At 60.6% G+C, this 22,358-nt stretch carries 13 protein-coding genes; 5 read left to right on the forward strand and 8 right to left on the reverse strand.

The window, feature by feature from the left end:
• Nucleotides 1-47: 47 nt before the first annotated feature.
• Entirely contained in the window at nt 48-1,775 is a 1,728-nt protein-coding gene (locus tag ACYZUM_RS06885) for an autotransporter assembly complex protein TamA (protein ID WP_108182306.1), read from the forward strand.
• Nucleotides 1,772-5,446 (forward strand): translocation/assembly module TamB domain-containing protein, encoded by a 3,675-nt coding sequence (locus tag ACYZUM_RS06890; RefSeq protein ID WP_108182307.1) that lies wholly within the window; start codon nt 1,772-1,774, stop codon nt 5,444-5,446. Before ACYZUM_RS06885 ends, ACYZUM_RS06890 begins: the two co-directional genes overlap by 4 nt.
• Nucleotides 5,447-5,601: 155 nt before the next feature.
• Here the strand turns inward: ACYZUM_RS06890 and ACYZUM_RS06895 are convergent, their stop codons facing one another.
• The 8 genes from ACYZUM_RS06895 to ACYZUM_RS06930 all read right to left on the reverse strand — a co-directional run bounded on the left by ACYZUM_RS06895 (nt 5,602) and on the right by ACYZUM_RS06930 (nt 18,654).
• A complete protein-coding gene (locus tag ACYZUM_RS06895) occupies nt 5,602-8,112 on the reverse strand; it encodes a fimbria/pilus outer membrane usher protein (RefSeq protein WP_108182308.1) in 2,511 nt (836 codons plus the stop codon).
• An 84-nt stretch (nt 8,113-8,196) separates the two neighbouring features.
• Entirely contained in the window at nt 8,197-8,946 is a 750-nt protein-coding gene (locus ACYZUM_RS06900) for a fimbrial biogenesis chaperone (RefSeq protein WP_108182309.1), read from the reverse strand.
• Nucleotides 8,947-9,018: 72 nt separating this feature from the next.
• A complete protein-coding gene (locus ACYZUM_RS06905) occupies nt 9,019-9,612 on the reverse strand; it encodes a fimbrial protein (protein WP_108182310.1) in 594 nt (197 codons plus the stop codon).
• 109 nt (nt 9,613-9,721) lie between these two features.
• Nucleotides 9,722-10,369, reverse strand: coding sequence for a response regulator (locus ACYZUM_RS06910; protein ID WP_108182311.1), 648 nt, complete (start codon nt 10,367-10,369; stop codon nt 9,722-9,724).
• A 22-nt stretch (nt 10,370-10,391) separates the two neighbouring features.
• Nucleotides 10,392-13,559: a hybrid sensor histidine kinase/response regulator gene (locus tag ACYZUM_RS06915; protein ID WP_142579973.1), complete on the reverse strand. Its 3,168-nt coding sequence runs from the start codon at nt 13,557-13,559 to the stop codon at nt 10,392-10,394.
• An 86-nt stretch (nt 13,560-13,645) separates the two neighbouring features.
• The gene (gene pvrR / locus ACYZUM_RS06920) at nt 13,646-14,833 is read right to left on the reverse strand and encodes a response regulator cyclic di-GMP phosphodiesterase PvrR (RefSeq protein ID WP_108182313.1); all 1,188 of its coding nucleotides are present in this window, start codon (nt 14,831-14,833) and stop codon (nt 13,646-13,648) included.
• A complete protein-coding gene (locus tag ACYZUM_RS06925) occupies nt 14,820-17,633 on the reverse strand; it encodes an ATP-binding protein (RefSeq protein WP_108182314.1) in 2,814 nt (937 codons plus the stop codon). The genes pvrR and ACYZUM_RS06925 overlap by 14 nt, the downstream gene beginning before the upstream one ends.
• A gap of 52 nt (nt 17,634-17,685) precedes the next feature.
• Nucleotides 17,686-18,654 carry a fimbrial protein gene (locus tag ACYZUM_RS06930; protein WP_108182315.1) on the reverse strand — a complete coding sequence of 323 codons (969 nt, stop codon included), beginning with the start codon at nt 18,652-18,654 and terminating at the stop codon, nt 17,686-17,688.
• A 177-nt stretch (nt 18,655-18,831) separates the two neighbouring features.
• Between ACYZUM_RS06930 and ACYZUM_RS06935 the strand changes: the two genes are divergently transcribed.
• From ACYZUM_RS06935 to ACYZUM_RS06945, 3 genes are all read left to right on the forward strand, one after another.
• Complete coding sequence (locus tag ACYZUM_RS06935; RefSeq protein WP_108182316.1) at nt 18,832-20,154, forward strand: DUF308 domain-containing protein; 1,323 nt, start codon at nt 18,832-18,834, stop codon at nt 20,152-20,154.
• A gap of 253 nt (nt 20,155-20,407) precedes the next feature.
• Complete coding sequence (locus ACYZUM_RS06940) at nt 20,408-20,890, forward strand: MarR family winged helix-turn-helix transcriptional regulator (protein ID WP_041073261.1); 483 nt, start codon at nt 20,408-20,410, stop codon at nt 20,888-20,890.
• Nucleotides 20,880-22,349 carry an efflux transporter outer membrane subunit gene (locus tag ACYZUM_RS06945; protein WP_108182317.1) on the forward strand — a complete coding sequence of 490 codons (1,470 nt, stop codon included), beginning with the start codon at nt 20,880-20,882 and terminating at the stop codon, nt 22,347-22,349. The genes ACYZUM_RS06940 and ACYZUM_RS06945 overlap by 11 nt, the downstream gene beginning before the upstream one ends.
• Nucleotides 22,350-22,358 lie beyond the last annotated feature (9 nt).

Raw genomic sequence — 22,358 nt, forward strand, 5'->3', positions numbered from 1 at the left:
ATTTCCTGTTCTATCACGCTCCCAAGCCCGTGATAGCATCCGCGCCTATGAAGTTTCCAGGAAGATTTACCAGTGGCGTGCTCCTGCTGTTAACCAGCTGCGCGGCGCTGGCGCAAAGTGAATTGGACGTGCGGATCAAACCGTCCAACGACGAACTCAAGGCCAATATAGAAGGCTATATCGGCAGCCTCGGCGATCGTGACGAACAAGCCTTGCTGCGCTTCAGTCGCGGGGCCGAGGAGCAGGCGCGCAAAGCCGCGCAGGCCTTGGGTTATTACCAGCCGCAGATCGACAGTGACGTGAAGGGCGGTGAAAAACCGCGCCTGGTGCTGAACATCGATCCCGGCGAGCCGATTCGTCTGCGCAACGTGACTATCCGCGTCGACGGGCCCGCGGCCTCCCTCAAATCCTTTCGTGTGCCGAGCAGTGACACGCTCAAGTCCGGCGCCGTGCTCAACCATGGGCGTTATGAAGACGCCAAACGCCTGATTCAGAACCAGGCCTCGCGCTTCGGTTTCTTCAGCGGCCATTTCACCAGCCAGAAACTCCTGGTCGACCCGCGTGCCGGGGTGGCCGACGTTGAATTGATCTACGACAGCGGCCCGCGTTATGCGCTGGGCAGCGTCAGTTTCGAGGGCGACACGCCGTTCGACGAAGACCTGCTGCAGCGCATGGTGCCGTTCAAGGCCGGCGACCCGTATGACTCCGAGCTGATCGCCGAACTCAACCGCGACCTGCAATCGAGCGGCTATTTCGAAGGCGTGCGCGTCGATGCCGCACCGACGGCGGCGAAAAACAACGTGATCCCGGTCGACGTCAAACTCGACACACGCAAGCCGCGCACCATGGGCCTGGGCCTCGGTTATTCCACCGACGTCGGCCCTCGGATCAAGGCCAACTGGACGCGCCACTGGGTCAACCCGCAGGGCGACAGCTACGGTTGGGAGGCCGAACTGTCGGCGCCACGGCAAAACGTCGGGCTGTTCTACGACATCCCGCTCGACCCGCCGTTGACCGATAAATTGCGCTGGGCCGGTGGTTATCAATACGAAGACATCGACGGCTCCGACACCCTGAGCAAGCTGCTGACCTTCGGCCCGGAATGGCACAGCAAGTTGCCCAGCGGCTGGCAGCGGGTGATCTCGCTGAAATGGCAGCGCGAGGAATATCAGCTCGGCGACGACTCCGGCCTCAGCACCTTGTTGATGCCTGGCATCAGCTATTCGTACCTCAAAAGTGACAACCGCATCGACCCGCACAACGGCTATCGCCTGACCTTTGAAAGCAAAGTGGCGAAGGAAGGCCTCGGCTCCGACAACAACCTGCTTTATGGCACGGCGTTGATCAAAGGCCTGACCACAGTGTTCGACAACCACCGCTTCCTCGGCCGGGTGCAGGTCGGTGGCAGCGCCACCAACGGTTACAACTCGGTACCGCCGTCGCTGCGTTTCTTCGCCGGTGGCGATCAGAGCGTGCGCGGATACGACTACCAAAGCCTGTCCCCGGAAAACGCCAAGGGCGACCGTATTGGCGGACGCTACATGGTCGCCGGCAGCGTCGAGTACCAGTATTCGATTGCCGAGAAGTGGCGGGTCGCGACCTTCGTCGACCAGGGCAACTCCTTCAACAAACTCGAACTGCCGAACCTCAAGACCGGGGTCGGTATCGGTGTGCGCTGGGTCTCGCCGGTGGGGCCGATCCGCCTCGACCTGGCTCACGCGCTGGACGACGACGGCGGCATCCGGCTGCACTTTTCCATGGGGCCTGAGCTGTGAAGCGTGGTTTGAAAATAGCGGCACTGGCGTTGTTGACGCTGGTGCTGTTGGTTGTATTGAGCATCGCAGCCGTACTCGGGACGCAGGCCGGCAGCCGTTGGGCGCTGAGCCTGGTGCCGGGTTTGAGCGTGGAGAATTTCCAGGGGCGTCTCGGTGGCCAATGGAGCGCCGATCATCTGCTGTGGCAGCAGGACAGCAGTCGCGTCGAGCTGAGCAAGGCGATTTTTGCCTGGTCGCCGCTGTGCCTGACGCGCATGACCCTGTGCATCGAACAGCTCAAGGCTGATCAGGTGATTCTGCAATTCCCGCCGAGTGAAGAAACCACCGACAGCGGCCCGATCAAACTGCCGGATCTGCAACTGCCGGTGGCCATCGAACTCGGTGACGTACAAGTCGGCAGCCTGCTGTTCAACGGCAGCGAGCAGCTCAAGGGCCTGCAACTGGCGGCGCACTGGACCGCCCAGGGCCTGCAGATCGACAGCGTGAAACTGCAGCGCGACGACCTCAGCCTGAACCTCTCCGGCCTGCTGCAACCGACCGGCAACTGGCCGCTGAACATCGCCGGTGACCTGAGCCTGCCGTCCCCTGGCACTGGCCCCTGGACGCTGGCGTTGAAAGTCGACGGCGATCTGCTGAAAACCCTCAACCTGCACGCCGACAGCCACGGTTACCTCGACGGCCAGTTGAGCGGCGAACTGCAACCGCTGGCGGAAAACCTGCCGGCCAAGGTGCGCATCACCTCCGAGTCGTTCAAACCCAGCGCCGATCTGCCGGACACCCTGCAACTCAATCAACTGCTCTTGACCGGCGAAGGTGATCTGAAAAACGGTTACCAGCTCAATGGCAACGCCACGCTGCCCGCCGACAAGGGGCCGGTGGCGCTGCTGCTCAAAGGCAAAGTCGACGCCAGTGGCGCGCAGATTGCCGGCCTCGACCTGACGGCTAACGACAAACAAAGCCTCAAACTCACCGGCAGTGTTGACTGGAGCAAAGGCCTCACGGCGCAAGCCAACATCAACTGGCAGGACTTTCCGTGGCATCGGCTCTATAACGAAATCGACGAGCCACAAGTCGCCTTGCGCACCTTCACTGGCGAAGTCTCCTACACCGACGGTCAATACATCGGTAACTTCGCCGCCGCACTGGACGGTCCGGCGGGCGCATTCAGCCTCAGCAGTCCGTTCAGCGGCAGCCTGAAACAGATCGCCTTGCCGCAATTGAAGATGGAAGCCGGGCAGGGCAAGGCTGAAGGGCATGTCAACGTGCAATTCGCCGATGGCATCGCCTGGGACACCGCGCTGGATCTCTCGGCGCTGAACCCGGCGTACTGGGTCGCGGAACTGCCTGGCACCCTGGCCGGGCCGCTGAAAAGCCAAGGCGAGATGAAGAACGAACGCCTGAGCCTCACCGCCGACCTCGACCTCAAGGGCAAACTGCGCGGGCAACCGGCCGTCCTCCAGGCCAAGGCGGACGGCGCCGGCGAGCAGTGGAACCTCAACGCCCTGCAAATCCGCCTCGGCAATAACAGCATCAGCGGCAAGGGCAGCCTGCAACAGAAACTCACCGGGCAGATCGACATCAAGCTGACGCGCCTGGCCCAGCTCTGGCCGCAGTTGCGCGGGCAGGTCACGGGGCTGGTCAATGTCGCCGGTACGCTGAAGGCACCGCAAGGCAAGCTCGGTTTGCAAGGTTCGCAACTGGCGTTTCAGGACAATCGTCTGCAAAGCCTCAATCTCGATGCCACGCTCGACAGTGCGCAACGGGCAAAGATCGACCTCAAGGGCAGCGGCATTCAGGCCGGTGACACCAACCTCGGTGTGTTGACCGCCAGCGCCCAAGGCGACATCAAGCAGCAGAAACTCAACCTCGACCTGCTCGGGCCGAAGCTGAAACTGGCCCTCGGTCTGGACGGCAATCTGGATCAGGGCAACTGGCGCGGACGTTTGGCCAGTGGCGATATTCAGGCCGGCGGCCAGGACTGGAAACTGCAGAGCCCGGCCAAACTCGAACGCCTCGCCGACGGCAAGATCAACTTCGGCGCGCATTGCTGGATGTCCGGCAATGCCAGTCTGTGCGGTGAAGATCAGCGCCTGCTGCCGGAGCCGAAACTGCGTTACCACCTCAAGCAGTTCCCGATCGAAAGCCTCGCGCAATGGTTGCCGAAAGACTTTGCCTGGCAGGGCAAGCTCAACGCCGATCTGCAACTGGACCTGCCAGCCAGCGGCCCGAACGGCGTGGTCAGCATCGACGCCAGCGGCGGCACCTTGCGCATGAAAGAAAAGGATCAGTGGCTGGACTTCCCGTACCAGACCCTGAAGCTCACCAGCAAACTCACCCCCAAGCGCGTGGACACCGAACTCAACTTCGTCGGCGGCAAACTCGGCGAGTTGATGGTGCAGGCGCAGCTCAATCCGTTGCCGAAAAACAAACCGTTGAGCGGCTCTTTCCGTCTCAGCGGGCTGGACCTTTCGGTGGCGCGGCCGTTTGTACCGATGGTCGAGAAACTCACCGGGCGCCTGAACGGCAGCGGCACGATTTCCGGCGGGCTGCTGGCGCCGCTGGTCAACGGCACCGTCAAACTCAGTGACGGTGAAGTATCTGGCGCCGAGTTGCCGATGGAGTTGCAGAATCTGCAACTCACCGCGGTGATTGCCGGCGAATCGGTGCGCCTCGACGGTGGCTGGAAAAGCGGCAAGAGCGGGCAGGGCAGCCTGAACGGTAACGTCGCCTGGGGCCAGGCGCTGGTGGTCGATCTGGCGCTCAAGGGCACGCAATTGCCGGTCACCGTCGAGCCGTACGCCAAGCTGGAAGTGGCGCCGGACCTGAAGATTTCCATGGCCGGCGATGAGCTGAAAATTGCCGGCAAGGTTCAGGTGCCGCGAGGCGAAATCACCGTGCGTGAACTGCCGCCGTCAACGGTGAAGGTGTCCGACGACACGATCATCGTCGGGGCACAGACCGAAGAGGGCAAACCACCGCTGGCCATGAAGATGGACATCGACGTGGTGGTCGGCGAAGACAAACTGAGCTTCGCCGGGTTCGGCCTGACCGCCAACCTGCAAGGTCACGTGCACATCGGCGACAACATGGACACCCGTGGCGAGCTGTGGCTCAACGACGGCCGTTACCGCGCCTACGGCCAGCGCCTGAACGTGCGCCGTGCGCGGCTGCTGTTCGCCGGCCCGATCGATCAGCCGTATCTGGACATCGAAGCGATTCGCCAGACCGACGACGTGATCGCCGGTATTCGCCTGAGCGGCAGTGCCGAGCAACCGACCACGCAGATCTTCTCCGAACCGGCGATGAGCCAGGAACAGGCGTTGTCGTATCTGGTGCTCGGGCGGCCGTTGAGTACCAACGGCGAAGACAACAACATGCTCGCGCAAGCGGCGTTGGGTCTGGGCTTGATGGGCAGTTCCGGGGTCACCAGCAGTCTGGCCAAGGACCTGGGGATTCAGGACTTCCAGCTCGATACCCAGGGCAGCGGCAACACCACCAGCGTGGTCGCCAGCGGCAACATCTCCGAGAAACTCAGTTTGCGTTACGGCGTTGGCGTGTTCGAACCGGCCAACACCATTGCGCTGCGTTACAAGCTGAGCAAGAAGGTCTATGTCGAAGCGGCCAGCGGTGTCGCCAGTTCGCTGGATATCTTCTACAAGCGCGATTTCTAGAGCGCACTTCCTCCTTAAACCGAGTCGCCTCCATCGCTGGCAAGCCAGCTCCCACAAGTCTCTCTGGTGCACCTGAATGTTGTGACCGGCAAGGACCCTGTGGGAGCTGGCTTGCCAGCGATGGCGTCTTCTCAGTCGTCGGCGCAGACGGTGGATCACTGGAGATCTGCGGATTTCTCAGAGGCTGTCGCGTGGCACACCAGCGCCACCCGCTCATAGTTCAGCGCCTTGTTGCGCTCCGGCAACGCGTAAGGCGCTTCGCAGCGCTGGTTCTGCCAGTTGATGATCAGGGTGCCGGCGTCGGCCTCCACCAGCGCCAGTGCCTTGCCGCCCGGGTCGGAGATCGCCAGTTGCTTGCCGGCGCTGTCCTCCAGCGAGGCGCCAAACGGGATCGGCTGGTGCTGCGCATCGAATAAGGCGAACTGCACGCGGCGTCCGGTCTTGCTGGTGTAACGCGCCAGCACCACGGCACCACGGCGTGGCACCACTTGTCGGGTCGCATTGTCGATCTCGACATCGCCGCCCAGATCGCGGGTGTCGAGGTTGATCCAGTTCACGCGATAGGGCTGCGCATTGGGCACCACGGCGAAGCCGTTATTGCCGGTGCTGGCCCCGGTGAAACTGCCGATTTTCACTCCTTCCACGCCTTCGACCTGAGCCAGCGCGAACGTCTCGCCCACGGTTTGTCCGAGGTTGATCCCGCCGGCATGGCCGACGATCGAACCTGCCAGGTTCAGGTTCTGCGAGTTGTAACCGCGGCCCTGACTGTAACCGGCACTGATATCCATCACCGAGGTGCGGGTGCTGAGGTTGACCGAACCGGAGCTGCCAGCGGTGCTGCTGTTGCCGGCTTGTACCGAGTAATAGGTGTCGCTGTCTTCCGACAGATAGCCGTTGATGCCCATTTGCGTGGTGTCGCTGGATTTCTGCGTGCTGGCCGAGACAAACGCCCGGGGAGCGCGGGGCTTGGAACCCAGCGGGAACGACACCGACAGGTTGACCAGTGTGTCGTTGTTCGCCGGCCCGTAATTGCCGACATCCTTGGTATACGTCGCGCCGAGGTTGTAACTCACATCCCCCCAATAGTTGCTGTAACCGGCCGACAGGCTTTGTGAACCGCCGCGTCCCCAGTAACGCTGGTCGCTGGCGTTGATGTAGACGCTGCCATATTCCTGGTTGCGCCCCAGGCTCTGATTGACGGTCAGGTCGGTACGGGTTTTCGAGTTGCCGGTACGTGGCTGGCCATCGCGGCTCAACTCCTCTACGTGCTCGGTGAGGGTGCGATAGCCCTCGGTCGAGTAGCGATAGGCGGCGAGAGTGAAGTTGGTGTCGGTGCCAGTGAACGTCTTCGCATACAGGGCACGCAAGCTGTTGCCGGTGAGCGTTTCGCCGAAGGTGTTGCTCATGGAGTGGGTCAAGTCCAGTGAGATCGCACCGATGGCGGTATTGCGGCCAGCGCCGACGGACAATGCCTTGAAGTTGTCCGTGGCCTGCACCCCGACGATCCCGGACAAGTTGCTGCTGATGCCATACGCCAGTGTGCTGCTGACAAACTGCGGGGTCTTCTGATCCTCGCTGTTGCTGTTGTACTGGCCGGCCGAGACGCTGTACTTCAACTGGCCCTGGCGAACCATGATCGGCAAGCTGGAAAACGCTTGCACCGTCACTCGGCGCCGACCATCGGCTTCGATGATTGTCACTTCCAGGTCACCGTTGGAGCCGCTGGGGTAGATATCGCTGATCTCGAACGGCCCCGGCGGCACGTTGGCGGTGTAGAGGATGTAGTTGTTCTGGCGAATTTCCACGGTCGCGCTGGACTGCGCAATGCCGCGAATCACCGGCGCATAACCGCGTTCGCTGTCGGCACGCATACCGTCGTCGGACGCCAGCTTCAGCCCGCGGTAGCGCACGCTGTCGAACAGGTCGGCATCGGAGAAAATATCCCCGGCGCTGAACTGGCCTTTCACGGCGGTCACGTCATGTTGCAGGTAACTGCGGTTGCTTTTGAACGTGCTGGGGCGGCCAGTGCTGCTGTTGAAGTTCGATTCGTTGCGCAGGCGCCAGCCACCCAGGTTGATCCCGTTGCGCAAGCCGAGGTTGTTGGACAGGGTGTTCTCGGTTTGGGTGCTGTTGCGGCTGCTGCTCAACTGATAATTGATGAACGCGGCGGGTACGCCTTCGTCCCACAGCGCCGAGTCGACGTAACCCCGTCGGCCACGCTCCATGGCACTTTGCGGGACACTGACCATCAGCCGCAGACGCGGCACGTCGTAACGGACAGTAGCGTGATCGATCAACGCGGGCAGATCGACGCAGGCGTTCGGGTCATCGCCGAGCAGTTTGCCGGCGGCCTGCAGTTTGCCGATGTCGACCCCCAGTTGCTGCACCATCTCCAGGGTCAGACAGGCTTCGATCTTTCCCGTACCAGGATGGCGACGGAAATCGATATCGCGCCGGCCGACCAGCGTTTCGTTGCCGTAAAGATCGACCCGATAAATGCCGGGCAGCACGCGACTGCTGGCGAGCAGTGATTGCAGGTCGACAGATGAGGGGGCGCCTTGCAGAAACGATGTATTGAATTGTTCTTCGTCATCGGCCAGGCAGGTGCAACTGATAACCAGAGCAACCGAAAATGGCGCCCATCCGTCGCGCTTGAGTAAAAACATGCAGGAACCCTATATCACCTCCGATACGAACTAACGGAGCGAAGAGAAATACAGTGAATGTGTGCGATCAGTGCGATTCGCGAGTTATGGCGTTTCTTTCTTTGGACTGGCGCGAGTGTCGACGCTGTTGGAAAGTTGCGCGGTGAAGCGATCTTGGGCGCCATAGTCATTAATGCTGCTGAACAACAAACTTGCCGCATTCGTCGAGTGAAGTTGTTTAAGCACGAACTCTTTGCGTTCGCCGGGCGCGATCATCATCGAATCAAACGGGTGCTCACTGAGTGCGCCGGATTGCAGAGTGATATCGGCGATGGACACGTGATAAAGACCGGGGTTATTCACCATCAGCACGCTTTTGCCGGCGCGCTCGGCCAGGCGCCAGGTCAATTCGCCCGGTGCCAGATAGGCGTTGTTTTTCAGGCCCGGCGGGCGGAAGAACACCTTGATGCGCTGGCGCACGGCGAGTTGCAGGGTGTTCTGGGTCTTCGCATTCTGGGGGATTTCCTGCACGTTGAGCCAGACCACCGACTCGCGGTCGGTCGGCATGCCCGCGCCTTCGTAGATCACCCGCAGGATCTGCTGTTCGTCGCCACTGACGCGTACCAGTGGCGGAGTGACGGCAAACGGTACCGCGGCAGTTTCACTGGAGTCGGTGTCGATCCATGATTGAATCAATACATCAGCACCACTGTTACGCACGGTGATTCCGGCTTCCTTGTGCTGGCCGTCGAAGACCAGACGGGTGCTGCTCAAGGAAATGCCGGCCATGGCCTGATTGGCCACGAGCAGGCCCAAAAGGCCCGCGCAAAGGGACAATGAATGACGATAAAACATAAGGGGTACCGCGCTGTTGATTGAGGGTGCAGGGCCGGCCGGCCCTGCACCAGGCGTGAGTGTTCGCGCGGGTTATTCGTATTGCAGCGTGAACGGCAGGGTGGCGTCACCGCGACCGGCAACGGCGGTTGTCACGTCGCCAGTGGTGACGTAGGCGGCCGAGAATTTCAGCGTGGTGTTGCTGTCTTGCAGAGTATTTTCGATCTTCGCAGTTGACGGCGAGCTCAGGTCGATCAACGCTCCGTTGGAGTCGAGCAAGGCGATACCAATGTTCTTCGCAGCACCAAGACCGTCAATCAGCTTCAGCACTTTGGTTCCGGCAACGATGCCCGAACCTGCGCCCTTGGTCGGCTCGAAGATCATCGCAACCTTGGTCCCGGCGTTGCAGTTGATCTTCATGTCGAAGTTCTCGACGCTCAGGGTGCCGTTGCCTTTAGGCGCAGTGGCGGTGCCCATGTCCTTGATCGACACTTCACCCATGTCGACCGAAATGGTTTTGTTCTTGCCGGCGCCTGCAACCGAGCAGGCATCGTTGTTGATGGTGCCGGTGAAGTTGATCGTGCCGGTGCCGGCCTTGGTCGGGGTCAGTGGCGGGTCGGCTGCCAGGACATTGCCGGCCGCAGCGAAGATCGAAAGGGTGAGAAGCGTTCGGGACAACTTTTTCATGTTGCTTTTTCCATTGATGGGGTTAAAGCAACACAATAAAGCGCGGTTTACTAACGGAACATCAGACGATTCCTAGATGTACGAAAGTATCAGAGAGGTGGCTGCTTTATTAGTTGAACAAGTTGCGCTCAATACAATAGGCCATTAACTCTTGGTCGCTACTGACTTCAAGTTTGCGCATTGCCGATATTTTTTGTGTACTGATGGTTTTTGCACTTCTGTTCAGGTGACGGGCAATGTCGTTGACGCCTTGGCCCTGAACGAACAAACGCAGAATTTCATGCTCCTTGGGCGACAGCCGGGAAAAACGTTCATCCAGAGCGGCGCCGTCGCTCACTACGGATGTCGGCGCGGGTGCTTGCCAGCGCACCGGGCTGCCTTTGGCGATGGCTTTGAGGGCGGTCTCGATTTCGTCGTGCAGTTGGTTTTTCTGAATGACCGCCAGCACGCCCAGCTCCCGCAGGCGCGTCAGGATCAAGGGGTTGGAAATCATGGTCAGCACCAATACCCGGAGCTTGGGAAAGTGTCGTGTCAGGTATTCCATCAGTTTCAGACCGTCTCCGTAAGGCGAATCGGCGGGCATGTTGAAATCGGTGATCAACAGATCTACAGGCTTGGTCTCCAGCAGCTTGATCAGCTCATCGGAGCTAACGGCTTCGCCCACCACGCGAAAGCGTTGGTCACGCTCAACCAGTTCCCGCACCCCCAGCACCACGATGGGATGATCATCGGCAATGACAACGTTGAAGGTTTCCATGAGTGATTTATCCAGAGTGAAGTTATTCGAGGGAGTCGAGCAGATCTTGCAGACGCGTCAGATTTTGTCGCACCGCCACGGCCAGAGCGGGCGTCACGGCCATGCCGGTCAAGCGACATTCCAGCTCGACAAAAGCGCTGGCCAAGACGTTGACCTGCACCGCTCCCAGCGCCCCCGCCATGCTGTGCAGTTGCTGCGCCACGTTATTGGCGTCGGCCGCATCCAGTGCCGTCAGGGTGGTCTGAATATCCTGGCGCAGGGTGGTGACAAACAACTCGCGCATTTTTGCAGATAGCGACGGCGGGGCATCGATAACGGGGGCCATAGCGATTTTGCAATGTTGTTCAAGTTGCGCGCGCAGGGTGGCAAGGTTCAGTGGCTTGACCATCCAGGCGTTCATTCCGACGGCTGCGCAACGCTCGCCTTCTTCGCGCAGAGCGTTGGCGGTGACGCCGATGATCGGTAGCGTTGTGTCCTGTTGGCGTATCGCTTCGGCGAGTCGGTAGCCATTCATGACTGGCATGTTGACGTCGGTCAGCAGCAGATCGAAGCGGCCGGGTGTCCACTGCGCCAAGGCCTGTTCGCCATTCGCGGTGACGACCACCGTGCAGCCCAGTGCTTCCAGTTGTTCCTTGATGATTGCCGCGTTGATCACGTTGTCTTCGGCCACCAGCACTTGCAGATTCAACGGGCGGGTCTTTGCCTGCAACGAGGCTGGGCGCTGCGCATTGGCGCCGAGTTGGGCCAGATGAATCGCCCATGCGATCGCGCGCACATCATCGGCATCGACCGCCCAGTCGGTGCCGTTTGACTGCGCCGGATTGGGGCCACCCGGCACGGCGACGATCCGTGGCCCGTTCCGGAGTGGGGCATTGTCGATGGGCGCAAGGTCCACCAACAGCGACGACGGCGGCGGCATCTCGCTCACCACCAAGCGGCAATCAAGACCAAAACGATTGAGCCAGGCAATAAGGTGCTGCGCCAGTTCGCTGACGGGGGCACGAACATAAACGGTGGGACTGCCGGCAGCGAAAGCAGGGCAGTCAGCCAATGCCCCCGGCACGGTCTCCAGCGCGAGCTGCAGGGTAAAACTGCTGCCCAGTCCCGGTTCGCTGACCACGTTCAACTTCCCTTGCATCAACTCGCACAGCCACTTGCAAATAGCCAGGCCCAGACCCGCGCCGGCCTGACTGTCGGCGTCGTTGACCTGATAGAACGGGTCGAACAACTGCTGCTGTTGTGTCAGGGAAATCCCCACGCCGGAATCACTGACCTGCCACTGCACCTCGGTGTTGCCAGCGGCGTTTTGCAACATGCGTAGGCGCAGCGCCACGCGGCCGTTGTCGGTAAACTTGATCGCGTTGCTCAGCAGGTTGTTGAGGATCTGGCGGATGCGCAACGGGTCACCGCGCAGTCGATCCGGCAAGGTCGAATCGATGCAGGCATACAGTTGCAGGCCTTTCGCGCGGGCAAATGCGCTGTAAGTACGCACGACGTCTTCAGTCAGCTCCAGCGGGCAGAAGTCCTGAAGCTCAAGAGTCATTTGCCCGGCCTCGATCTTCGACACATCCAGCACATCGCTGATCAGCTTGAACAGGCTGGCGGAGGAGCGCTGGATGGTGTCCAGATAATCCTGCTGGCGCGGGGCGAGTGGTGTCAGTCCGAGCAATTCAAGGGTGCCCAGTACACCGTAGAGCGGGGTGCGAATCTCATGGCTCATGGTGGCGAGGAAGCGGCTTTTGGCCTGGTTGGCCGAGTCGGCGGCCTGACGGGCCTCTTCCAGCGCTGCTGCGTCTTCGATATGCCGGGTCACGTCATGCAGTGCACACAGCCAGGCATCCTGGCCTTGGTAACGCGTCGACACGAAATCGACGTGCACGTGGCGGCGGTCAATCTCCAGTTCCGCGTGACCAGGCCCGGTCGACTGCTGGAGCAGACTCATCAGATCGCGGGTGTCCTGCCATTGCTGCGCACGCTGGTTTTGCAACAGTACGCGGTGATCGCTACGGCGGATCACGCACAGGCCTGTGGGAGCCGTGTCGATGATCGCGCGGCCGAAAGCCTCGCTTTCGGCGATGCTGGCGTGAGCGCTCTGCGCCGGCAGGATGACCCGGTTCATGTACCAGCGATTGAACGCGCGGCCACATCCGAGCATGGTCAGGACCAGAGCGAACAGGCCCAGCAGTGGCCACAGCGCGTAATCCATAAAACTCTGCACGCTGATGACGTAGATCGCCGTCCAGCGCTGATCTTCGGCACTGCTAAGTTTGAACACCAGACCGTCGCGATTGAAGTTCACGCCCTCATCCAGCGCCTGAGCAGATCGCTGTGCGCCGGTCAAAACCTCGCCAGCGGGACTGATCAAGGTGAAGTCATCGTAAATCGACCACTCCATCAATCGCTCTATGTTGTTCACCTGAGACAGTTTCAGCAACGTGCCGAGCACCACCCAGGAATCGGCGCCCTCAATGGTCAGTGTGGGCTGCAGCAGATTGATCCTGACGTAGGCCAGCAGCGTCGGTGTCGCTTCGTTGTCCTGAGTGGGCGGGTAGGGTGCCCAATGCACTTGATGATCGGCCGTCGATGAAGCCTGTTCGCGTGTGTGCTGGTTCATCTGGCTGATGATCTGGGCAACCGCGCCGATTTGTATCGGGCCGGCACCGCGCAAGCGCCCGGCGGAGGGAACGGCCACGTCGAAGTTGTCGGGGCCATTAAGCAGGATCACTTGCGGCGATTGATAGTGCGATGCCGCCCAGAACGCGCTGTAGTAGGCGGCCAGATAACTGCCCAGCGCGAAAACCTTGGGGTATTGGTCGGCGGCGATTCTCTGCGGATCAATCTTTACACTGAACGGCAGTGAGAACGGCAAGCCACGCCCCTCATAGACATTCGGGCCTTCTTCTGGCAGCGGTTTTTGCGAATAAGTGGGCAACACGACCAAAGGAAAATATTGACCCTTGGCACTGGCCTGAGAGATATCGCGAAGGAACGCTTCCTGCTCATGGATATTTTCCATCAAACGGGCGAAGTGAAACTGCAGCGTGTCGCGCTGTTCTTCAATCATGCGCTGCGCGCCCAGATAACTGACGCCGAGCAAAAACAACACCAGCGCGCCGAGCACTGGCAGGCTTTTGTTCAAACGCAACGAACTGCTGGCCAGTTTATCCAGAAATGCATTGGTCTGCGGCATTAGAGCGCCTGACCAGCGGTGATGGGGCAGCCTTGGGACACAGTGACCTCGGTAGCGAGCGACGTTCAATAACCGCCACGTGCCGCTCAATAGGCAGTCGCCGGCCCGTCGTGGGTCAGCAAGTGCTGGAACTGATCGGCTGAAACGGCATGGGAGATCAGGAAACCCTGAACCTGAGTGCAGTCGATTTTACGCAATAGGGCAAGTTCTTGCGCGGTTTCCACGCCTTCGGCGACTACGGTCAGGCCCAGTTGGCGACCGAGGCTGACAATGCTGGTCAGGGCTTGCGCGAGTTCGGCGTTGGCGTTGCAGCCTTGCACCAGCGCGCGGTCGATTTTCAGTTCGGTGAACGGTGCCGACACCAGGTTCATGTACGAGCTGTAGCCTTTGCCAAAATCGTCCTGCGACAGACCAAAACCTTTGATCCGCAAGCGGCAGGCGCCAGCGTAGAAATTGCTGATGTCGTCGGGCACCGAGCACTCCATCAACTCGAAACAGATCCGCGCGGGCAGGCCTTGATGGGTCAGAACGAACGCGAGAATGCGGTCGGGCAGGTCGTGGCTGTTGAGCAAGTGCGTGGGCAGGTTGACCGAGACCGGAATGTCATAGCCCTGTTCGCGCCAAGTCGCTTGGGCGGCGATCGCCTGTTTCAGCACGCACCAGAGCAGAGGCTCTTCGAGACCGAACGCAATCAACGCCGGCAAAAATACCCCGGGTAACAGCGTGCCATGTTCAGGGTGATTCCAGCGTACCAGCGCTTCGGCGGCGACGATCCGGCCATTGCTCAAAGCCTTCTTCGGTTGAAACCAGGCTTGCAGTTCACCGTTGTCGAGGGCGTTGCGAATACTCTGGCGATCAATGCCGGGATGGCTCGCCGCCGGGGCGCTTTGGCGCAGTGCCTGCAATTGATCGATCAGGCAGCGCAGGGCGGCGGCATTCACCGGTTTGGAAATCAGCCCGATGACTTTCACTTGCAGGTTGCTCGCCACCAGGCTCGCGCCCATCAACATTCGTCGTGAAGCGGCGCTCATGATCGCCAGTGCCGGGCGTGAGCGTTGCGCGGCGAGGCTCTGAATGAATTGCACACCGTCCATGCCCGGCATCAACAGGTCGGTAAGGACCATATCGAAGTCGCGTTGTTTCAGGCAGTCCAATGCTTCTTCGCCGTCCCTGGCGCACGCCAGATCGAAGTCACCCAACTCGCTGAACAGGTTCTGCAAATACAGGTGCTGGAAGGGGTGGTCTTCGACAATCAAAATGCTACAGGGCTTCATGAGCAACTCGTTCGTAGGGAGCCAGGATCGCGGACAAGGCTCGCAGCGTAAAAGGTTTGACCAGACAGTGATTCATCCCGGCCGCCAGACACAAGGCATCTTCGCCGCGCAGGGCGTTGGCGGTGGCGCCGATGATCGGGGTGACACAGCCGGCATGGCGCAGGGCTGCGGTCAATTCGTAGCCGTTGAGCCGGGGCATGTTGACGTCGGTGAGGACAATGTCGAACGCGCCTTCGCGCCAGAGCGACAAGGCTTCTTCGCCATCGCTGGCCAATGTCACGGTGCAGCCGAGCTCTTCGAGCTGATCGCGCAGGATCAACTGATTGATGACGTTGTCTTCTGCCACCAGTATGTATAGTTGTAATGGTCGTAACGTATGGGTTTTTCGATGCTGTGGATGCGGGGCGGTCGCGCCGCCCTGAGCCTGGCTGACCGCGCGCTGGATCGCGGCCAGATCGTTCAGATTAACTTTCCAGCCGTCTCCGCTGAACTGCGGTTCGTGGGCGCCGTCGCTGCTGGCGAGTACGCGCGGCCCGTACCATGCCGGGTTCGAAAACTGTCCGCAGGGTGCGGGATGCAGCTCCAGCAGTACAGCCGTCGCGCCAGCTTCCTGGCTGTCAGGTGCACCGATTTGTGGACGCGCGCCCCAGCGGCGCAACCAGCCGCTGATGCTGTCGGCCAGTTCGCGGATGGGCGATACCACATAAACGATGTCTGCCGCCAATTCCGGCAAAGCGATAATGGAGGCGCCTGAGGAGGGTTGCTCCAGCGGCACGCTCAAGGAAAAACTGCTGCCCAGTCCCGGCTCGCTGACCACGCGCAGGCTTCCGTTCATCAAGTGCGTCAGCCGCTGACAAATCGGCAGGCCCAGACCCGTGCCGGCCACTACGTTGGTGTGGCCTTCAGTCTGGTAGAACGGTTCGAAAATGAACGCCTGATCGTCATGGGCGATGCCTTTGCCGGTGTCCGAGACTTGCCATTGCAGGCACACCCGTTCACCTTCGCGACCGAGCAGTTTGACCCGCAGCACCACGCGCCCGGAGTCGGTGAACTTGACCGCGTTGCTCAGCAGATTGTTGAGGATCTGCCGCACGCGGCTGACATCTCCGATCAACCGGTCCGGCAATTGCGAGTCAAGGCATGCGTACAGTTGCAAACCTTTGCTTTGCGCCGCCGCCGCGTAACCCTGCACCACTTCCTGCACCAGTGTCGCCGGGCAAAACTCGCTCAATTCCAGAGCCAGTTGCCCGGCCTCGATTTTCGAAACATCAAGCACGTCGCAAATCAATTGCAGCAGAGTCGCCGAGGAGCCTTCGATGGCGTGCAGGTAACCTTTCTGCTGGGTATCGAGTTGCGTACGGGCGAGCAGTTCCAGGGTGCCGAGCACGCCGTAAAGCGGGGTGCGGATTTCGTGGCTCATGGTCGCGAGGAACAAGGTCTTCGCCTCGTTGGCGGCGTCGGCCGACTGGCGAGCCTGTTCCAGCGCCGCTTCGATTTGCCGGCGTGCACTGATGTCGCTGAAGGCACACAACAAAACGTCTTCACCTTTGTAGCGGGTAGGTGCGCAGCTCAGGTACAGGTGGCGGCCATCGGCGGTCTCGAAATAATCCGTCAGGAGAGGTTCGCTGGCGTCAAAGGCACCGCGAATCCAGCCTGCACCCAGTTGCTTGCTGCAGCCGCCCAACCACTGCCGGGCGAGGGTGTTTTCCAGCACCACCTGGCCGTCGCTGCGTCGCAGCACGCACAGCGCTACCGGGGCGGTCTGGATCACGTCGCGGCTGAACAGCTCGCTTTCCACCAGTGCCTGAATACGGTGAATGGCCGGGTTGATCACGCGGTGTTCCAGACGCCGGGTCAGCAGGCACACCAGGCTGACACTCAGCAGACAGAACAGCAGCGCACCGAGCATTTGCGGCCATAGTGCCCACAGTACCGCGAGCAGATCGAAGGAGTAGGTGAGCTGCCAATCCGATGATTTCAGCTGCTTGCGCAATACCAACTGTTCGGGCAGCCAGCCGTCACCGACAAAACCGAAAAAATCCTGTTGCCGCAGCAGCGGCAGATGTTGCCCGGGCGGTGGTCTGTGGCTGTTGCTGAACAGCGGCATGCCTTGCGCGTTGAACATGGTGAATTCGCCGGCACTGTGGTCGCTCAAGGCGCTGGAGACTTCGCGGTCGTCCATCTCCAGACCGAGCCAGCCGGAGTTGATGTCGCGCTCGTCCAGCCGAATGAATATGTACAACTGCGAGTGCCCGTCAGCGGCATGAGTCAGCCAGAGTTCCTTCAGATTTTCGCGATTGTGGTGCTTGAGGGTTTGCAGTTGCTCAAGCGTGGCCCGGGGAAAAGCACTGGGCACCGGCGTCGCGTTGTACAGGCGCCACACTTGAGGCTGGGGGGCGCTGCTGACATAGACCAGGTTGAGTTGCCGGGCTTTGAGGTAGTCGCGCATGCGTTGGGTCAGCCAGATGCTCCATTGGCGGCCCGGCGTTTGCCCGAGTAACAGACGGATCTCTTCCTCGGAGACCGGCAGATCTGGGTGGGCCATGCGCGTGGCCGAAAGGCTCAGGCTTTCCAGGAGCGCTTCGCGGGTGGTGAAAAAAGTATGCGCTTCCGCAATGGCGCTGCTCATGTAGCTGCGCCGCTGGGAGATTTCACTGTTGAAGGTAAACAACAGGAAGCTGTATACGCCGCCGAGAATGCCCGCCAGCAGCACCAGGGCAAAAATGCGCAACAGGCGACGCGCCGCGTGGGGCGAGGACAGGATCGGGCTGATCTGGTGGAGGTAGTTCTTCAATCTCATCCCGGCACTCTAGGGACGGCCAGGTGCCGGGAACATCAGATGATCCTTAGTTTTAAAGGTAGTTGACGATGAAGGTGACCTCGGTGTTGGCGCTGCCGGCCTTGAGTTCATCTGTCGCCAGACGGTAGTACGAAGCCGATAAAGGAATTTTGAAGTTGGTGCCAGTAGTGGTGAATGCGCCGAACGGGTAGGTGGTGCCCAGTGCAATGGGCTGTCCGGTGTCGTTCATCAATTGCAGGCCGATGCCCTTGGCGGTGGAACTGTCGTTGAGCGCGACGATGCCTTTGGCTGCATCGATCACAGGGGTGTTGGCCTTGAGCGTATAGGTGACCTTGTTGATGCCGGTCTGGCACTGGTTCAGGTCAATGTTGAATCGCACGGTACGCGGTTTGGCGCCTGACTCACTGAACTCGTGAAGTTGATAGTCGTCGCCCATGGCGACCGGCACAGTCGGGGTTTGGCAGGAGGCCGCATTCAGCACAAATGCATTGGTCAGGTTGAATTTGTTCAGGATCAGCTCACTGGACTGCAGGTTGCCCAGATTGCCGGCATCAATCCTGACTTGCGACGTCAGTGGGCCGGTCTTGACGATTTCCAGTCGGATTGTGCCGGCGTCGACGCGGTAGTGGTTGCCTGGGCTTGGCTTGATCGCATACGGAGAGGGTTCATAGCGACTTAACGAATCCATCCAGATACGGAACGAGAGCCCGGTCTTGCCTATGGGAAAGGTCGTTACGCTCCCGGGTGGTGTGCCTAATGCGGGATTGACTGCCACGCCGTATTGCGAAGTTGCACTGCACGACCAGTTGTGCTCGCTCGATTGCTGCGCGGTGTCCTGGTAGACCACTGTGCCATCGGGTGTGTCGGCGGGGATTGTCAGCCCACCATTGGCAAGGCTTGCGCCAAAGTTGAGCGTTTGGGTGTACGAAGAATTGATGAATGTGCAATTCGCCGCCATCGCGTCCGACGCGCACATGACTACCAGGGTGAGCAATGGGCGCTGAAGTTTTGATCGCTTCATGAAAAGGCTATACGTGTTGGCCAGGGAGGCCCTTACGTTAAACACGCAGTCTGCCGTGTGAAATCAGGCGATTCCTAGAAATCGCGTTCGCGATTCGGAAATGTCAGGATGTATTAGACTCAGCGAAGCCTGAAAGCTCGGTAGGTTGCAACTGCCCCAATGCAACAGGAAGCGCCTATGGTCCGCTTGAGTATGGTCCTGCTCGGTAACGACTTTGTCCGCAAGCGTTGGTCAGCACTGGCGCTGACCGGAATTGTCTGGGGTGCGGCCGGGGTGGCGATCTTCATCGATGCGCTGGATGGCGTTTTGTATTTTCCGCTGCATCTCTTTGGCTATCTGTTGTTGCTCGAAGCGTTGATCCTGCTGCTGGTGCCGGCCCCGCAAACCGGGACCGCTGCGGCCCTGCGTAAAGCGCGAGGTCTGGCATTTCTCTTGCTGGGGCTGCTGATCGTCGACCGGCAACATGCCGCCAGCCTGATTCTGGCGGTGCTGTTTGGTGTGGCGTTTCTGCTCGACGGCGGCTTTCGGCTGGCGGCGGCGGTGGTGGTGCGCTTTGTCGGCTGGCAAGTGTCGCTGCTGGCGGGGTTGTTCGAACTCGGCTTTGGCGTGTTTATCCTTGAGCCGTATCCGACGCTGTACAAGGGCACGGTGCCATTCTGCATCGGCATGAGCCTGTTTCTCTCGGGCTGCGCGTTGTTGCGCCAAGCCGTGCGCTTCAGGCACCTGCCGCCGCTGACAAACCCTGTTGCGCTCAGTGCGCCGGCCAGCAGCGACGCATTGGTCATTCATGTCTGGACACCCAGCGGCACCGTGGATGACACTCTGGTGCGCAACCGTCTGCTCAACCGCTATATCGCCGCAGTCGATATCAACGGCGTGATCTCGGCCGGTCACGCGGCGCTGGAATGTGGCCCGGAGATTTACATCAGCCACTACCCGCTGGATGACATCGATCGTTCGGCGGGGGATTTCGTGCGCTTGCTGCGGGCGACGCCGAACAACGATGTCGCCGGGCGGTTTCTGCCGGACTATGCGGGGGAGGTGGCGGACTGGTGCCCGTCTTCGGTTCAGGTCAGTTTTGCTCACTACGACGCCCGGCGGTTGCAGGCGTTCTGGGCTGAGTATCGACAGAACAGCACATACAACCTCACCAGCCGCAACTGCTCGAGTGCCGTCGCCCACAGCCTCGAAGCAGCCCTTGAAGGGGCGATGAATCGCGGGCATTCGAGCATGCTCGATTTCGCCAGAGTGATACTCAGCCCCGAGTTCTGGGTGGCGGCGCAGGTGCGTAAACGCGCCGAAGTGATGGCCTGGACGCCCGGTTTGCTGCTTGATTACGCCCGGGCGCTGCATGCCGCGATCGAGCCGGCACCGCCGGGCTGGCACAGCATGTATGCGGTGATCAAACGCGCTTGCGGTTATGCGCTGACGGCCTTGCGCGGGCGTGAAGTGCATCCCCTCCAGCCGCCGGCGGCTGCCCGTCCTTCCGATGAAACCTGAGCGTCTTTAAACCGAGTTGCCCCAATCGCTGGCAAGCCAGCTCCCACAGGGTCAGTGGTGTACTCAAAATTCACGTACGCCATAGAAACCTGTGGGAGCTGGCTTGCCAGCGATAGCGTCCGCCCGCCAAACACAAAACCCAGTCCACTGGTCAACTAATTACAAAGCAACCTAACTATTGCGTTGACATTCGCTGCCTAGGCAGTAACATCTCGACATACATTCACTGCCTAGGCAGTTATTAGGTGAGCACATGAAGCATTTCACCCCGGACGAATTCAAACATTGCCATCTCGGCCTGTTGCTGGGCCGTGCTGCGCTGCTCAAGGACCGGATCATCGACACCCACATGGAACCCCACGGCATCACCGCCGCGCAGTTCAAGGTGTTGATCATCATGGCCCAGTACGGCGTCGACACGCCGGCCGAGCTGTGCCGGCACCTGTCGCTGGACAGCGGTTCGATGACGCGCATGCTCGATCGTCTGGAGCAGAAAGGTTTCCTGGTTCGCCAACGCAGCGAAGGCGATCGCCGTCAGGTGCAGCTCAAGCTCACCGAGCAGGGCCAGCAACTGGCCGATCGCCTGCCCTACATCGGCGCCGATGCGATGAATGAACTGGCCGGCGCCATCTCTCGTGAAGAGCTGAAAACCCTGGAATACATTCTCAAGAAAATCCTGCTGGCAGCCGGTGACCCGATCACTATCCAGCGCTTAGGTGAACATAATGAGCGGTAAAACCTTGCGCAGCAGCCTGACCCTGCTGCTGTCGGCGATGATCCTCGCCGGTTGCGCCAACTACAGCGGCCTCGACACTCAAGGCCAAAACCTCGATGCGAAAAGCCTCAACGCCAGCCAATCACTCAACGGCGTGACCCTGTCGCCGGCCGCCTGGCCGAAAAGCGACTGGTGGACCAGCCTCGGCGATCCGCAACTCGACGGGCTGATCCGCGAAGCGCTGCACGACAGCCCGGACATGCAGATCGCTGCAGCCCGCGCCCATCAGGCCAGCGCCGCCGCGTATGCCGCCGATGCCGAACGTTATCCGACCCTCGACGCCAGCGCCGGCATCAGCCGTTCGCGTCTGGCCAAGGATCAGGACCCGCGAGGGCAGGGCGATGCTTACGCAACGGTGCGTAACGTCAGCGCCGGCTTCAACTACAACTTCGACCTGTGGGGCGGCCAGCGTGATGCCTGGGAAGCCGCACTCGGTCAGGCCCGCGCCGCCGAAGTCGATCGTCAGGCTGCGCAGTTGACCCTCGCCGCCGACGTGGCCCGGGCTTACAGCGATCTGGGTCAGGCGCACATCGTCTACGACCTGGCCAGCGACGACCTCAAGCGCACCAAACAGATGCTCGATCTGAGCCAGCGTCGCTTGAGTGCCGGGATCGACAGCCAGTACCAGTTCCAGCAAACCCAAAGCCTTGAGGCCAGCTCCGAAGCCAGCCTGATCGACGCGGAAAAACGCTTGAACAGCGCCAAGATCGCTTTGGCCGTGCTGCTCGGCAAAGGCCCGGATCGCGGCAACGAAATCGCCCGGCCGAAAGTCCTGCAAGCCAGCGCCGTGGCGGTGCCGTCGGTGCTGCCGGCGGAACTGCTCGGTCGGCGTCCGGATCTGGTCGCTGCGCGCTGGCGCGTAGAAGCGGCGAGCAAAGACATCGACTCGGCGAAAACCCGCTTCTATCCCAACTTGAACCTCACGGCCTCGGCCGGTGCCGAATCCTTGTTGGGTGACGCGATGTTCGGGTCGGCCAGTCGCTTCTTCAGCATCGCCCCGACCATTTCGGTGCCGATCTTCGACGGCGGGCGCCTGCGCGCCAACCTCGATGCGCGTGACGCCGATTACGATCTGGCGGTGGCGCAGTACAACAAAAGCCTGGTGAAAGCCCTAGGTGATGTCAGCGACACGATCAACCAGTTGCGTGACATCGGTCGGCAGATCGGCGCGCAGCAACACGCCACCGAGATTGCCCAGGATTCTTACAACACCGTCGTCCAGCGTTACGGTTCCGGCATCGGCAACTACCTGGACGTGCTCAGCATCGAGCAGCAATTGCTGCAGGCCCAGCGTCAGCTGGCCAACCTCAATGCCGAGCAGATCGACCTGTCGATTCAACTGATGCAAGCGCTGGGCGGCGGCTTTCAGGGTGAAACCCTGACCGCAGCCAACGCCACCCCAGCCACGTCGCACAACTAATTCAGGTAT

The sequence above is a fragment of the Pseudomonas sp. m6p genome (assembly GCF_055760375.1).

Bases quoted from the DNA above. Each gene is read 5' to 3' on its own strand.
- ACYZUM_RS06885 (WP_108182306.1), top strand. From the start codon at position 48: ATGAAGTTTCCAGGAAGATTTACCAGTGGCGTGCTCCTGCTGTTAACC.
- ACYZUM_RS06925 (WP_108182314.1), bottom strand. From the start codon at position 17,633: ATGAGATTGAAGAACTACCTCCACCAGATCAGCCCGATCCTGTCCTCG.
- ACYZUM_RS06945 (WP_108182317.1), top strand. From the start codon at position 20,880: ATGAGCGGTAAAACCTTGCGCAGCAGCCTGACCCTGCTGCTGTCGGCG.
- ACYZUM_RS06930 (WP_108182315.1), bottom strand. From the start codon at position 18,654: ATGAAGCGATCAAAACTTCAGCGCCCATTGCTCACCCTGGTAGTCATG.
- ACYZUM_RS06905 (WP_108182310.1), bottom strand. From the start codon at position 9,612: ATGAAAAAGTTGTCCCGAACGCTTCTCACCCTTTCGATCTTCGCTGCG.
- ACYZUM_RS06940 (WP_041073261.1), top strand. From the start codon at position 20,408: ATGAAGCATTTCACCCCGGACGAATTCAAACATTGCCATCTCGGCCTG.
- ACYZUM_RS06895 (WP_108182308.1), bottom strand. From the start codon at position 8,112: ATGTTTTTACTCAAGCGCGACGGATGGGCGCCATTTTCGGTTGCTCTG.
- ACYZUM_RS06900 (WP_108182309.1), bottom strand. From the start codon at position 8,946: ATGTTTTATCGTCATTCATTGTCCCTTTGCGCGGGCCTTTTGGGCCTG.
- ACYZUM_RS06935 (WP_108182316.1), top strand. From the start codon at position 18,832: ATGGTCCGCTTGAGTATGGTCCTGCTCGGTAACGACTTTGTCCGCAAG.
- ACYZUM_RS06910 (WP_108182311.1), bottom strand. From the start codon at position 10,369: ATGGAAACCTTCAACGTTGTCATTGCCGATGATCATCCCATCGTGGTG.
- ACYZUM_RS06915 (WP_142579973.1), bottom strand. From the start codon at position 13,559: ATGCCGCAGACCAATGCATTTCTGGATAAACTGGCCAGCAGTTCGTTG.
- pvrR (WP_108182313.1), bottom strand. From the start codon at position 14,833: ATGAAGCCCTGTAGCATTTTGATTGTCGAAGACCACCCCTTCCAGCAC.